This is a genomic window from Pseudomonas sp. RIT-PI-AD (assembly GCF_025642785.1).
In the GTDB taxonomy this organism is placed as follows: Bacteria; Pseudomonadota; Gammaproteobacteria; order Pseudomonadales; family Pseudomonadaceae; genus Pseudomonas_T.
Genome location: NZ_JANZKU010000001.1, coordinates 211,866 through 225,479, shown reverse-complemented (window position 1 = coordinate 225,479; position 13,614 = coordinate 211,866). Strand labels below are relative to the sequence as shown.

Genomic DNA, 13,614 nt, shown 5'->3' with positions numbered 1-13,614 from the left:
GCGTCAGCTCTCCAGCAGGTAGACTGCGCTGGCCACCAGCAACGCCGCCATCAGACGGTTCAGCAGGCGCACCCGCCCGGCGTTGCCCATGTGCCGGCGCAGCGCGCTGCCGGTCCAGCCCCAGCAGGCCAGGGACAGGTAGCAGATCACGAAGTACAGCGCGGCGAAGGTCCAGACCCGCGTCACCTCGCCGTCCGCGGCGTACAAGCCCATGCCCGCGACCGAGGCCAGCCAGGCCTTGGGGTTGAGCCATTGCATCAGCGCGCCGGTCCAGAACGAGGGCCGGGCGATCGCCCGGTCGGCGCCCAGGCGGCCGTCGTCCCGCGCCAGTCGGTAAGCCATGTACAACAGGAAGGCCACGCCGCCCCACTGGATCGCCCACATCAGCGCCGGCGCCCGGGCCAGCAGCTCGTAGAGCCCCAGGCCGATCAACAGCAACAACAGGGTGAAGCCCAGGGTGGCGCCGCTGACGTGACGCAGGCTGGCAAGAAAACCGAAGCGCGCGCCGGTGTTGAGCGCCACCAGGTTCACCGGCCCTGGGGTGATGGAGGACGCCAGGGCAAAAGCGGCCATGGACAGGTAGGGGGTCATCGCATTCTCCGCGGTGGTGGGATGCGAGTCAGGCTAAGGATCGGGCGGGCGCGGGTATTGAAGAAAATTACCCAGCCGCGCAGCTGGACCGCCGGATGTTTCCGCTGCAGCATCGCCGGCGCCCGGGCGCGCCATGCCATCGGGCGAACCCGGCGGCGGCCGGGCGACTCTGTTGTACTGATCCCGCGGCCTGCGCTGCGGCCCTCATCCCCGACGCAGAGAACAACCATGAAACCTTCGCTTCACCCCTGGCGCTCGCCGGTCTCGCGCATGAAGGCCGTCGCCGGTCTACTGCTGCTGGCGGCGGCCCTGCTGTACGGGCTGGCGACAGCGATGCAGCGACCTGCCGCCGGGGGCGGCCCGGCCTGGGGTTACCTGGCCGCGTTCGCCGAGGCGGCCATGGTCGGCGCCATCGCCGACTGGTTCGCCGTCACCGCGCTGTTCCGCCGCCCGCTCGGCCTGCCGATCCCGCACACCGCGATCATCCCGCGCAGCAAGGCGCGGATCGGCCGCACCCTGTCGGACTTCATCACCACTCACTTCCTCTCCACGCCGCTGGTGCTGGCCAAGCTGGGGCAGCTCGACCTCGGCCGGCGCCTGGCCGACTGGTTGCGCCACCCGGCCAACGCCGATGCGGTCGGCCGGCAACTGCTCGGCATGGCGCGCTTCGGCGTCGACGCGCTGCGCGACGAGCGGGTGCGGGCCTTCGTCCAGCGCAAGGTGGTCGACCGCCTGCGCGCCCTCGATCTCGCCCCGCTGCTCGGCCACTGGCTGGAGATACTCACCGCCGAAGGCCGCCACCAGGCGCTGCTCGACGAAGTACTGGGCAAGCTCGACACCCTGCTGCGCGACGAGGAGACCCGCGCGCTGGTGGCCCGCGCCATCACTGCGGAAATCCACACGCTGCGCTACCTGGGGTTGAGCAACAAAGTCGGCGGCTGGTCGGCGACCAAGGTGGTCGAAGGCCTCTCGGCGCTGATCGCGGAGGTCGCCGGCGATCCCGCGCACCCCCTGCGCCAGCGCTTCGACGAACAGGTGGCCGGCTACATCGACCGGCTGCGCCACGACCCGGCGTACCGCCTGGAGGTCGAACGCCTGCTCGCCCAGGTCCTGGAACATCCGGCCGCTACCGCCTACATCCAGGGCCTCTGGCAGGAACTGACCGGCTGGCTGCGCAGCGACCTGGCGCGCGACGACTCGCGCATCGGCCGGCGTATCGTGGCGCTGACCCGTGGCCTGGGCGATGCCCTCGCGGGCGACGCGGCCATGCGCGGCTGGATCGACGACCGTTTGCTGGCCGCAACCCCCGCGCTGCTGGAACGCTACCGGCGGCGGATCGGCGACTACATCGCCGAACGGGTGGAGCAATGGGAAAGCCGCGAACTGGTGGCGCAGTTGGAACGGAGCGTCGGCAAGGACCTGCAATATATCCGCATCAATGGCACCCTGGTCGGCGGGCTGGTCGGCCTGACGCTCCATGGACTGACCCGGTGGCTGGCCGGATGAACCCGCCCGCGCCCGACCCCACATGATCCCGGAGCCTGAACATGGACCTGCTGTTCCTCGGCACTTCCTCTGGAACCCCGACTCGCGCCCGCAACGTCAGCGGGCTGGCGCTGCTGGAAGCGGCCGGCAAGGGTTGGCATTTGGTGGACTGCGGCGAAGCCACCCAGCACCAGGTGCTGCGCACGCCGCTGTCACTGCAGGCGCTGCGGGCGATCCACATCACCCACGTCCACGGCGACCATTGCTTCGGCCTGCCCGGCCTGTTGGCCAGCGCCGGCCTGCTCGGCCGAACCCGCGCGCTGCCCATCGTCGCGCCCCGGGGCATCGAGGAATGGGTCCGCGCCAGCCTGCGGATGAGCCATGCCCACCTGCCCTTCGCCCTCGACTTCCAGGCCACCGAGGGCCTTGGCGAATGGCGCCACGACGACCTGCGCGTCGAGGCCGTCGCGCTCTCCCACCGGGTGCCCAGCTACGCCTACCGCTTCACCGAGGCGCGTCCCGACCCGCTGCTCGACATCGCCCGCCTGGAACGCGACGGCGTTCCTCGCGGGCCGCTCTGGGGGCAACTGGCCCGTGGCCTCGACGTCGTCCATGAAGGCCGCCCGCTGCGCGCCGAGGACTACCAGCGCTGCACCCGTCCGCCGCGCTGCGTGGTGATCGCCGGCGACAACGACCGCCCCGACCTGCTCGGCGATGCCTGCCAGGGCGCCCATGTGCTGGTCCACGAAGCCACCTACACCCGGGCCGTCGCCGAAGACGCCCGTGCCGACTACGGCCACAGCAGCGCCGCCCGCGTCGCGGCTTTCGCCGAGTCGGTGGGCCTGCCCAACCTGGTCCTCACCCATTTCAGCGCCCGCTACCAGGCCGACCCCAGGCGCACCCCGTGCATCGACGACATCCGCGCCGAAGCCGCGGCGGCGTACCCGGGCCGGCTGTTCCTGGCGGAGGACTTCCTGCGCCTGCGGCTGGACAAGCAGGGGCTGTTGGAACAGGTCGAAACGAAGGGATGAAATCGCCCGGCCCACACGATGCGTCTTGGCTCCGCAGGTGGAATCCGTAGGGTGGATGACGCCCTTTTCATCCACCGATGCAGCCCGGCGGTGGATGGGTGAAGCGCCCTCCACCCTACGATTCGTCCCACTCCGCGGGTGGAATACCCGTAGGGTGGATGACGCTCTTTTCATCCACCGATGCAGCCCGGCGGTGGATGGGTGAAGCGCCCTCCACCCTACGATTCGTCCGACTCCGCGGGTGGAATACCCTAGGGTGGATGACGCTCTTTTCATCCACCGATATGGCGTGGCGGTGGATGGATGAAGCGCCATCCACCCTACGGTTCGTCCCACTCCGCGGGTGGAATACCCTAGGGTGGATGACGGCCTTTTCATCCACCGATGCGGCTCGGTGGTGGATGGGTGAAGCGCCATCCACCCTACGATTCGTCCCACTCCGCGGGTGGAATACCCGTAGGGTGGATGACGCTCTTTTCATCCACCAGTATGGCTCGGCGCGCGCGGGCGCTAGGGGTCGCGCACCCGCCTGGTCAGGTGTCCGCCGCCCCGGGGCGAACACAGGCGTTGGTGCACGCGGCTGAGAAAACCGATCTCGAACGCCCGGCGCTGTATCGCGCGCGGCAGGCAATCGCGTTCGGCGATCAACCCGGCCCATAGCCAGCCGGCGTTCCGGTCGTCCAGCCAGGCATTGGCGCAGGCGACACCCTGGGTGAAGCTCGACTGGCACTTCACTGGCAGGTCGATCTCGGCGCCCGGCTGGTCGTCGTGGCCAGGCAACTGGCAGCGGACGGCCCGGCGCATCATCCGCGCTCCCGCACCTGGGCGACGGCGCAGCGGAACAACACCGCCATCTCCTTGGCCCGCGCCCGCAGCATGCGGAAGTCCCTGGCCTCCAGCGTCGCCGCCTCGCCCTCTGCAGGCTCCAGCGTGCCCAGGTGGCGGAGCAGGATGGCCAGGTGCAACTCCGCTTCGATCTGATACGGATAATCCTCCGCCCGGGCGCGTTCGCGCGGCGGAATCCGCAAGGGGAAAGGAATGACGTTGCGACCGAAATCAGCCATGGCGGACCTCCGGGACGGAGGCGGTGGACAGGCAAAGCGTGCAACCGACGGGGAGGTGCCCGCGGATAAAAGGGGGATAGCGCATTTTCCTTATGCTCCTTCGTGGTTTAAGGAGCCGCGTTCCATCCGTTACCACACGGAATGGAGGCGGACCGTGCAAGGGTGGTAAACCGGCTCACGAAGGAACGCCGGCCGAGCCGAAGCCCGCCTCACACGGCCCGCCATAGATGCGCGAGAAAGCAACGGGCAACAAAAAAGCGCCCGCTCTCGGCTATGGCGCTACCGCGCCTTCGTGAAGTGCTCGGGTTACCACACCCGGTCACGGGATTGACCGTGACGGCGGCACTCTACCCTGTGAGGTCGGGCAGGGACAAGGCTGGGCGGCCCGAGCCCGAGCCCGTGGGCCTAGACCAACACCTGCCGGGTGGTGGCGATCAGCCGATGCACCTGCCGCTCGACCTGGGGCTCGGTGGGGGTTTCCGGGCCACGGCCGCGTGGGCAGGGCAGGCTCGCGGTGGTGCCGAACAACCGGCAGATCAGCGGGCGCTGGGTGTATACCTCGCAACCCTGGGGGCCGAGGTGGACGCAATTGAGTTCGGCCAGCGCAGCGTCGTGCTCGGCGTCGCTCTTCACCGGCAGGCGCGACATTTCCTCGGACGACGCGGTGACCGGCCCGCAGCAGTCGTGGCAGCCGGGCACGCAGGCGAAGCTGGGGATTTGCAGGCGCAGGTGGTCGATCTGGCGACGGGTGCAACTCATGGATCGGGTTCTCTGTTTCGCTCGAAAAGTGCGGGCGGCGCCAACGCGAAGGCCTGACGGGTCAGGCTTCCACGGCGCTCCATTGCTTGCTCAGGCGCTTGTCCGACACCGCCACGCGGGTACCCAGTTGCTGGGCGAACAGCGAGACGCGGTACTCCTCCAGCATCCAGCGGTAGAGCATCAGGTTGGGGTCGCGCTTGCCTTCCTGGGCGTGCTTGGCCAGGCGTGCCTGGTACTGCTCCCAGTAGCCGGCCAGTTCGCCGGACCAGACGCGATCGCGCTGCAATTGCGCGGCGATCTTGTCGAAGCGTTGCTCCACCGCCTTGAGGTAGCGCGGGTATTCGCGCAGCCATTCGGCCGGGGTGTCGCGGACGAAACCGGGGTAGACCAGGTTGCCCAGTTGCGCCTTGATGTCGTTCAGGGCGACGGCCTGGGCCAGGTCGATCTTGCCCTTGAAGCGCTTTTGCAGGCCGTGCCAGAGCTTGAGGACGTCCAGCACCAGCTTGGCCAGGCGCTCGGCGTGTTCGCTCCAGCCGCCGCGTTTCCTCTCGGCCAGGGCCGCGAGGGCGGCGCCGTCCCGCGGCAGTTGCGCCTCGCCGTCGAGCACGCAGCTGTCGAGGCTGGCGAGGAGGATGTCCTCCACCAGCGCGTCGACGCGGCCCAGGTCGCGATAGAGCAGGCCCAGGTCGGTCAGCCCCGGCAGTTTGTTGCGCAGGTACTTGGCCGGCTCGGCCAGTTGTTGCAGCAGCAGGCGTTGCAGGGCACGGCGATGCTGGTAGTCGGCCTCGGCCTGGGTCGGGAAGCGGCCCTCCTTGACCATGCCGCGCTCGCCCTCGGCGTTCGCGCCGCTGGCCTCCACCAGTGCCGGGTAGACGGTCATCGACAGTCCGGCGACCTTCTGCTGGGTTTTCTCGGCGACTTCGGCGAACGCCTTGGCCTGCACCGGGCCCTGCTGTTTCTGCGCTTGGGGAATGGCCAGGGCGGCCTGGCTGGCCTCGGCGAAGCGGGCGGTGAGTTCGGCCAGGTCGCGGCCTTCGCCGAGGAACTTGCCCCGGGCGTCGACCACCTCGATGTTCATCTTCAGGTGGTTCTCCAGCTGGACGGCGGCTTCCGCCCAGGCATCCTCGGCGACACGGGCGCCAGTCATGCGTTGCAGCTCGCGGCCCAGCGCCTCGGGCAGCGCGCCCTCGCCGAAGGCCACCTTGGCCAGCGCGGCGCGGACGAAGTCCGGCACCGGCACGAAGTTCTTGCGCACCGCCTTGGGCAGGTTGCGCACCAACGCCACCGCCTTGGCTTCCAGCAGGCCGGGCACCAGCCAGTCGAGGCGCTCGCCACGCAGTTGCGGCAGCAGCGGCGCGGGCACCCGCAGGGTCACGCCATCGCGCGGGTGGTTGGGCTCGAAGTGGTAATCCAGGGGCAATTCCAGTTCGCCGATGTGCAGGCTGTCCGGGTACTGCGCGGCGGTGACTTCGCTGGCCTCGCGGGCGAGCACGTCTTCCTCGCGCATGATCAGCAATTGCGGATCCTTCGTGCGCTCGCGCTTGTACCAGGTCTCGAAACTGGCGGCCTGGTAGATGTCCTGGGGGATGCGCGCCTCGTAGTAGCCGAATAGGGTTTCCTCGTCGGCGAGGATGTCGCGGCGGCGCGCCTTGGCCTCCAGTTCGTCGAGACGCTCGAGCAACTCGCGGTTCGCCGACAGGCAACGCGCACGGCTGTTGATCTCGCCGCGCACCAGGCCCTCGCGGATGAACAGCTCGCGCGCCACCGGCGGGTCGAAGGGCCCGTAGTGCACCGGGCGACGGCCGACCACGATCATCCCGTAGAGGGTGACCTGCTCGAAGGCGACCACCTGGCCACGCCGCTTCTCCCAATGGGGCTCGAAGTGGTTGGTCTTGACCAGGTGCGCGGCCAGCGGCTCGATCCAGTCCGGCTCGATCTTCGCCACCATGCGGGCGAACAGTTTGGTGGTTTCCACCAGTTCGGCGGCCATGATCCAAGCGGGGCGCTTGCGCCCGATGACACTGGACGGGTGCACCCAGAAACGCCGCTGGCGAGCGCCCAGGTAGTCGCCCTCCTCGGTCTTCTGGCCGATCTGGCTGAGCAGGCCGGAGAGGATCGCCTTGTGCACGGCGGCATAGTCTTTCGCGCGCTGGGCGGCCTCGGTCTGCTCGGCCTGCTGCCGGGCGATCACGTTGACCTTGGTATCGCGGGTCGCCTGGGGCGCCTGCGCCGCTTGTGCGGTGGATAAGCCTGCGGCGTTATCCACCCTACGATCCACACCACCTTCGTGGGGTGGGTGGCCGGAGCCATCCGCCTTGCTCGTCGCCCTCGAGGTGGATAAGCCTGCGGCGTTATCCACCCTACGGTCCGTACCACCTTCGTAGGGTGGATGGCCGGAGCCGTCCGCCTTGCCTGGCCTCTTGCCCGACAGTTGCAGCTCGCGGCAGATGAGGGTGAGTTGCCGATGGGCGTCGCGCCATTCGCGCAGGCGCAGGTAGTTGAGGAAATTCTTCCGGCACCAAGTACGCAGCGGATTGGAGCCCAGCGCCTGACGCTTTTCCTCGAAACCGCGCCAGAGGTTGATCAGCGCGGCGAAGTCGGAGTCCACGTCCTTCCACTGCGCGTGGGCCTGGTCGGCGGCCTGTTGGCGGTCGGCCGGGCGCTCGCGCACGTCCTGCACCGACAGCGCGCTGGCGACGATCAGCACCTCTTCCAGGCTGCCCAGCTGCGCCGCTTCCAGCAGCATCCGGCCCAGCCGCGGGTCCACCGGCAGGCGCGCCAGCTGGCGGCCGAGCGGCGTCAGTTGGTTCTCGCGATTGACCGCCGAAAGCTCCTGCAACAGGTTGAAGCCGTCGCTGATGGCCTTGCCGTCCGGCGGCTCGATGAAGGGGAAGTCTTCGATCTGGCCGAGGCGCAGGTGGAGCATCTGCAGGATCACCGCCGCCAGGTTGGTGCGCAGGATCTCCGGGTCGGTGAACGCCGGGCGGGCGAGGAAATCCTCCTCGCTGTACAGGCGCACGCAGATACCCGGCTCGACCCGGCCGCAACGGCCCTTGCGCTGGTTGGCGCTGGCCTGGGACACCGCCTCGATGGGCAGGCGCTGGACCTTGGCCCGGTAGCTGTAGCGGCTGATCCGCGCGGTACCGCTGTCGATCACGTAGCGGATGCCGGGCACGGTGAGCGAGGTTTCCGCGACGTTGGTGGCGAGGACGATCTTGCGCCCGGCCATCGGCCGGAAGATTTTCTGCTGCTCCGCCGGGGTCAGCCGCGCGTACAGCGGCAGCACTTCGGTGAAGCGCAGGTTGGCCTTGCGCAGCATCTCGGCGGCGTCGCGGATTTCCCGTTCGCCGGGGAGGAACACCAGCACGTCGCCGGGACGCTTGCCCTCGCTGCGCTCGAACGTGGCGATTTCCTCCAGCGCGGCGAGGATGCCCTGGTCCACCGAGAGGTCTTCCTCGACGCGGTTGCCGTCCTCGTCGGTCTCGGCGGCGAGCGGGCGGTACCAGGTGTCGACCGGATAGGTGCGCCCGGAGACCTCGACGATGGGCGCGTCGGGCAGGCCGTTCCCGCCGAAGTGCCGGCTGAAGCGCTCCAGGTCGATGGTCGCCGAGGTGATGATCACCTTCAGGTCCGGGCGACGCGGCAGCAGGGTCTTCAGGTAGCCGAGGAGGAAATCGATGTTCAGCGAACGCTCGTGGGCCTCGTCGACGATGAGGGTGTCGTAGCGCTCCAGGTAACGGTCGTGCTGGGTTTCGGCGAGCAGGATGCCGTCGGTCATCAGCTTGATCAGGGTGCTGTCGCTGCTTTGGTCTTCGAAACGCACCTGGTAGCCGACCAGTTCGCCCAAGGGTGTGCCGATTTCCTCGGCGACGCGGGTGGCGACGCTGCGCGCGGCCAGACGGCGCGGCTGGGTATGACCGATCAGCCCGTGCTGGCCGCGGCCGATTTCCAGGCAGATCTTCGGGAGCTGGGTGGTCTTGCCGGAACCGGTCTCGCCGGCGATCACCAGGACCTGATGCTTCTCCAGCGCCGCCTTGATCTCGTCGCGCTTGGCGGCGATGGGCAACTGGTCGTCGTAGCGCATCCTCGGCACGCTGGCGCGGCGCGCCTCGACCTTGGCGCAGGAGGCCTGGAAGCGCTCGACCCATTGCGCCAGGCGCTTCTCGTCCGGTACGGCCTGTTTGTGCAACTCATGGAGCTGGCGACGCAGGCGGTGCCGATCGACGATCAGCGCGCGGTCGAGGTGTCTGAGCAGGTCATCGGGCGTGGAAATGGAGTCGGTCATCGGGGCTCGGCGATTCGAATAAGCCGCGATTGTCGCAGATTTGTCCTGCGCGCCCTACCCTGCGGCGGTGGCCGTGCCGATGCGGCGGCGCCGGGAGACACGATGCAGGGCGCGTCCTCGATGGCTAGGCCGATGCGCTCAGGTGGCGTCGAAGAGGGCGTGGCCGGGGCGCCGGGCCTTGGAGGGAGAACGGCAACATCCGTCCTGGATAGGGCTCGCCCTGGGGTGGGTAAACCTCGAGCTTATCCTCCAAACCCACGCATCGGTGGATGACTGCGGTCATCCACTCTACGCGGCCCTCACCTTCCACGGGGCGCTCACCGTAGGGTGGATAAGCCCCCGAGCTTCTCCATCAAGCGCTGCATCGGTGGATGACTTCGGTCATCCACCCTACGCGACCCTCACCTCCCACGGAGCGTTCACCGTAGGGTGGATAAGCCCCGAGCTTATCCACCAAGCGCCGCATCGGTGGATGACTGCGGTCATCCACCCTACGCAGGGCGGTGGCAGGTGCGGATGTTCGCGTCCCGGGCGCTTGCGGATCGGCTGGAGCGAAACGAAAAAGCCCCGCGCGGGGCGGGGCTTCGAGGGAGGCGCCGGGCTTACTTCTTGCCCAGCTTCTTCAGCTCTTCGTCGCGCAGTTCGCGGCGGAGGATCTTGCCGACGTTGGTGGTTGGCAGGGCGTCGCGGAACTCCACGGCCTTGGGCATCTTGTAGCCGGTGAGGTTGGCGCGCATGTGCGTGAGCACCTGCTCCTTGGTCAGGCTGATGCCGGGCTTGGTCACCACGAACATCTTGATCGCCTCGCCCGAGCGCTCGTCCGGCACGCCGATGGCGGCGCACTGCAACACACCGGGCAGGGTCGCCAGGACGTCTTCCAGCTCGTTGGGATAAACGTTGAAGCCGGAGACCAGGATCATGTCTTTCTTGCGGTCGACGATGCGCAGGTAGCCGTCGTCCTGGATCACCGCGATGTCGCCGGTCTTCAACCAGCCCTCGGCGTCGAGGATTTCGTCGGTGGCATCCTGGCGCAGCCAGTAGCCCTTCATCACCTGCGGACCCTTCACGCACAATTCGCCGATGGAGCCGAGGGGCTGTTCCACGCCTTGGTCGTCGATCACCTTGCACTGGGTCGAGGGGACCGGGATGCCGATGGTGCCGAGCTGGATCGCCTGGAAGGGATTCACCGAGACCACCGGGCTGGTCTCGGTCATGCCGAAGCCTTCGCAGATGGCACAACCGGTGACTTCCTTCCAACGCTCGGCGGTGGCCAGTTGCAAGGCCATGCCGCCGGAGAGGGTGAGCTTCAGCGCGGAGAAATCCAGGCGCACGAAGTCGTCGCTGTGGCAGAGGGCGACGAACAGCGTGTTGAGGCCGACGAAACCGGTGAATTTCCAGCGCGACAGCTCCTTCACCATCGAGGGCAGGTCCCGCGGGTTGGTGATGAGGATGTTGTGGTTGCCGGTCAGCATCATCGCCATGCAGTGAAAGGTGAAGGCATAGATGTGGTAGAGCGGCAGCGGGGTGATGAGGATTTCGCTGCCTTCGTTGAGGTTGGCGCCCATCAGCGCCTTGCACTGCAGCATGTTGGCGATCAGGTTGCGATGGGTCAGCATCGCGCCCTTGGCCACGCCGGTGGTGCCGCCGGTGTATTGCAGCACGGCCACGTCGTCGGCCTGGGGCTGGGCGTCGCGCGGGGTCTTGCCACGGCCCAGGGCCATGGCGTCGTTGAGCTTCACGGCCTGCGGCAGGTGATAGGCCGGAACCATCTTCTTCACGTACTTGACGACGCTGTTGACCAGCAGGCGCTTGAGCGGCGGCAGCAGGTCGCCGACCTCGGTGACGATCACGTGCTTGACACCGGTCTTGGGCAGTACGTCTTCGGCCAGGTGCGCCATGTTGGCCAGGCACACCAGCGCCTTGGCGCCGGAATCGTTGAACTGGTGTTCCATCTCCCGCACGGTGTACAGCGGGTTGGTATTCACCACCACCAGACCGGCGCGCATGGCACCGAATACGACGACCGGATATTGCAGGACGTTCGGCATCTGCACGGCGATGCGGTCGCCCGGTTGCAGGTCGGTATGCTGTTGCAGGTAAGCGGCGAATTCACCGGAGAGACGGTAAAGCTCCCCGTAGTTGAGGGTCTTGCCGAGGTTGCTGAAGGCAGGCTTGTCGGCGAAGCGTTGGCAGGACTCTTTCAAGACCGACTGGATGTTCGGATACTTGTCGGCGTCGATTTCGGCAGGTACGCCTGCTGGATATTTGTCCTTCCAGAAATTTTCGATCATGGAAGCCCACTCCTAAGCAACAGCTAATCTTCACCGCCGCGAGGGCGGTTGTTTTTTGTGTTCTGCGCGGTTTTCCGCCCGCCATGGGGCAAAAACGCGCCGAGATTAGCAGCTTTGCCAGAGGGCGCCTAGCGCCAAACAGGGGCCAACCAGTCACCAAAGTGACCGAAAAAAATATTTCGGTCACACCCCAAGGAAACCACCAGGGCCGCCGGAAAGCGCCCTGGCACGCGCCCTCAGGCGTTGTCGCGCAGTTCGCGGCGCAGGATTTTCCCTACCGGGCTCATGGGCAGCGACGCCTTGAGCACGATCTGCTTGGGGACCTTGTAGCCGGTGAAATTGGCCTTGCAGTAGGCCTTGAGCTCCTCCACCGAAAGACCGGCCTCGCGCGGTACCACGAACAGCTTCACCGCCTCGCCGGAACGCTCGTCCGGCACGCCGATCGCGGCGCAGCTGGCCACCTTCGGGTGGGCCATCACCACGTCCTCGATTTCATTGGGATACACGTTGAAACCGGAGACGATGATCATATCCTTCTTACGGTCGACGATGCGCACGTAGCCATCGGGATCGATCACCGCGATGTCGCCGGACTTGAACCAGCCCTCGGCATCCAGCACCTCCGCGGTGGCGTCGGGCCGCTGCCAGTAGCCCTTCATCACCTGCGGGCCCTTGATGCAAAGCTCGCCGCGTTCGCCGAAGGGCAGCTCATTGCCCGCGTCGTCGATCACCTTGAACGCGGTGCCGGGTACCGGGATGCCCACGGTGCCGAGCCGCGCCGCATCGCCGTAGGGGTTGGAGCTGGCCACCGGCGAGGTTTCGGTCAGGCCGTAGCCTTCGACGATGGAACAGCCGGTGAGCGCCTTCCAGCGTTCGGCCGTCGCCTTGACCAGGGCGGTACCGCCGGAATTGGTCAGTTTGAGGTGGGAGAAATCCAGGTCCTTGAACGCGGGGTGATCCATCAGGGCGACGAACAGGGTGTTCAGACCGAGCAGCGCGGAAAACTTCCACTTGCCCAGCTCCTTGATGAAGCCGCCGATGTCGCGCGGATTGGTGATCAGGACGTTGTGATTGCCGTTGAGCATCATGCACATGCAGTTCGCGGTGAAGGCATAGATGTGGTACAGCGGCAGCGGCGCGATCATCACTTCCCGCCCCTGCTTCATCAACGGCTGGCCGTCCGGGCCGAGCTGCGAGAGGCAGGCGTCCACCTGCAACATGTTCGCCACCAAGTTGCCGTGGCTGAGCATCGCGCCCTTGGCCACGCCGGTGGTGCCGCCGGTGTATTGCAGCACCGCCACGTCGTCGAGGCCGATCCGCGGCGCCTTCAGGCCATGGCCGCGCCCCTGGCGCAAGGCGCTCTTGAACGACACCGCCTGGGGCAGGCGATAGTCGGGCACCCTCTTCTTCAGATGCTTCACCACGGCATTGACCAGCCATCCCTTGGGCGCCGGCAACATGTCGCCCATGCGCGCCTCGATCAGGTAGTCGATCTCGGTGTCGCCCAGCACCTCCTGCACCAGCTTGCCGAACAGGTTGACGTAGACCAGCGCCCGGACCCCGGCGTCCTTGAACTGATGGCGCATCTCGCGGGCGGTGTACAAGGGGTTGGTATTGACCACCACCAGTCCGGCGCGCAGCGCGCCGAAGACGGCGATGGGGTATTGCAGGATGTTCGGCATCTGCACGGCGATGCGGTCGCCGGGGCGCAGGTCGGTCTGTTCCTGCAGGTAGGCGGCGAAGGCGGCGGAGAGCCGCTCCAGCTCGGCGTAGCTGAGGGTCACCCCGAGGTTGCTGAACGCCGGGCGGTCGGCGAAGCGCTTGCAGGACCGCTCGAACACCTCGACCACCGAGCGGTAGGCACTAGTGTCGATCTCGTTGGCGACGCCCGCAGGCCGTTTATCGTTCCAGAAATCGGGTTGCATTGTTATTGTCCTCGTGGCCCGGAAAATGTCTGGCCCGCTCGGCGGGAATGCCCGGAACTTAGCAGGTCGCCGTCGGTAGGCAAATACTCGTGGCGGCCTCATTGATCGCGTGAATCTCCGATCACGCCAACGGCGGGGCGAGCGATTGCGATAAATGGGCAATCCACGACCCAGCTTCTACAA

The 13,614-nt window shown here is 67.2% G+C and carries 9 protein-coding genes; 2 read left to right on the top strand and 7 right to left on the bottom strand.

Annotation, left to right across the window (positions count from 1 at the left end):
• Window positions 1-3: 3 nt before the first annotated feature.
• A complete protein-coding gene (locus tag OGL92_RS01065) occupies window positions 4-591 on the bottom strand; it encodes a LysE family translocator (protein ID WP_263139081.1) in 588 nt (195 codons plus the stop codon).
• A gap of 228 nt (window positions 592-819) precedes the next feature.
• On the opposite strand from OGL92_RS01065, the gene OGL92_RS01060 reads away from it, so the two are divergent.
• Together OGL92_RS01060 and OGL92_RS01055 are read left to right on the top strand one after the other, a co-directional pair.
• Window positions 820-2,097, top strand: coding sequence for a DUF445 domain-containing protein (locus tag OGL92_RS01060; protein ID WP_263139080.1), 1,278 nt, complete (start codon window positions 820-822; stop codon window positions 2,095-2,097).
• A gap of 41 nt (window positions 2,098-2,138) precedes the next feature.
• Window positions 2,139-3,107, top strand: a complete 969-nt coding sequence (locus OGL92_RS01055) for a ribonuclease Z (RefSeq protein WP_263139078.1) — start codon at window positions 2,139-2,141, stop codon at window positions 3,105-3,107.
• A 510-nt stretch (window positions 3,108-3,617) separates the two neighbouring features.
• On the opposite strand, the gene OGL92_RS01050 is transcribed toward OGL92_RS01055, so the two are convergent.
• The 6 genes from OGL92_RS01050 to fadD2 form a co-directional block, all read right to left on the bottom strand.
• A complete protein-coding gene (locus OGL92_RS01050; protein WP_263139075.1) occupies window positions 3,618-3,911 on the bottom strand; it encodes a LasR-specific antiactivator QslA in 294 nt (97 codons plus the stop codon).
• Complete coding sequence (locus tag OGL92_RS01045; RefSeq protein WP_263139067.1) at window positions 3,911-4,171, bottom strand: hypothetical protein; 261 nt, start codon at window positions 4,169-4,171, stop codon at window positions 3,911-3,913. The genes OGL92_RS01050 and OGL92_RS01045 overlap by 1 nt, the downstream gene beginning before the upstream one ends.
• Before the next feature lie 405 nt (window positions 4,172-4,576).
• Window positions 4,577-4,930, bottom strand: coding sequence for a YkgJ family cysteine cluster protein (locus tag OGL92_RS01040; protein WP_263139061.1), 354 nt, complete (start codon window positions 4,928-4,930; stop codon window positions 4,577-4,579).
• Window positions 4,931-4,991: 61 nt separating this feature from the next.
• Window positions 4,992-9,215, bottom strand: coding sequence for an ATP-dependent RNA helicase HrpA (hrpA, locus tag OGL92_RS01035; protein WP_263139060.1), 4,224 nt, complete (start codon window positions 9,213-9,215; stop codon window positions 4,992-4,994).
• A 602-nt stretch (window positions 9,216-9,817) separates the two neighbouring features.
• The gene (gene fadD1 / locus OGL92_RS01030; protein ID WP_263139058.1) at window positions 9,818-11,506 is read right to left on the bottom strand and encodes a long-chain-fatty-acid--CoA ligase FadD1; all 1,689 of its coding nucleotides are present in this window, start codon (window positions 11,504-11,506) and stop codon (window positions 9,818-9,820) included.
• 236 nt (window positions 11,507-11,742) lie between these two features.
• Complete coding sequence (gene fadD2 / locus OGL92_RS01025; RefSeq protein ID WP_263139056.1) at window positions 11,743-13,431, bottom strand: long-chain-fatty-acid--CoA ligase FadD2; 1,689 nt, start codon at window positions 13,429-13,431, stop codon at window positions 11,743-11,745.
• Window positions 13,432-13,614 lie beyond the last annotated feature (183 nt).

Bases quoted from the DNA above. Each gene is read 5' to 3' on its own strand.
- fadD2 (WP_263139056.1), bottom strand. From the start codon at position 13,431: ATGCAACCCGATTTCTGGAACGATAAACGGCCTGCGGGCGTCGCCAAC.
- OGL92_RS01040 (WP_263139061.1), bottom strand. From the start codon at position 4,930: ATGAGTTGCACCCGTCGCCAGATCGACCACCTGCGCCTGCAAATCCCC.
- OGL92_RS01050 (WP_263139075.1), bottom strand. From the start codon at position 3,911: ATGCGCCGGGCCGTCCGCTGCCAGTTGCCTGGCCACGACGACCAGCCG.
- OGL92_RS01060 (WP_263139080.1), top strand. From the start codon at position 820: ATGAAACCTTCGCTTCACCCCTGGCGCTCGCCGGTCTCGCGCATGAAG.
- hrpA (WP_263139060.1), bottom strand. From the start codon at position 9,215: ATGACCGACTCCATTTCCACGCCCGATGACCTGCTCAGACACCTCGAC.
- OGL92_RS01065 (WP_263139081.1), bottom strand. From the start codon at position 591: ATGACCCCCTACCTGTCCATGGCCGCTTTTGCCCTGGCGTCCTCCATC.
- OGL92_RS01045 (WP_263139067.1), bottom strand. From the start codon at position 4,171: ATGGCTGATTTCGGTCGCAACGTCATTCCTTTCCCCTTGCGGATTCCG.
- fadD1 (WP_263139058.1), bottom strand. From the start codon at position 11,506: ATGATCGAAAATTTCTGGAAGGACAAATATCCAGCAGGCGTACCTGCC.
- OGL92_RS01055 (WP_263139078.1), top strand. From the start codon at position 2,139: ATGGACCTGCTGTTCCTCGGCACTTCCTCTGGAACCCCGACTCGCGCC.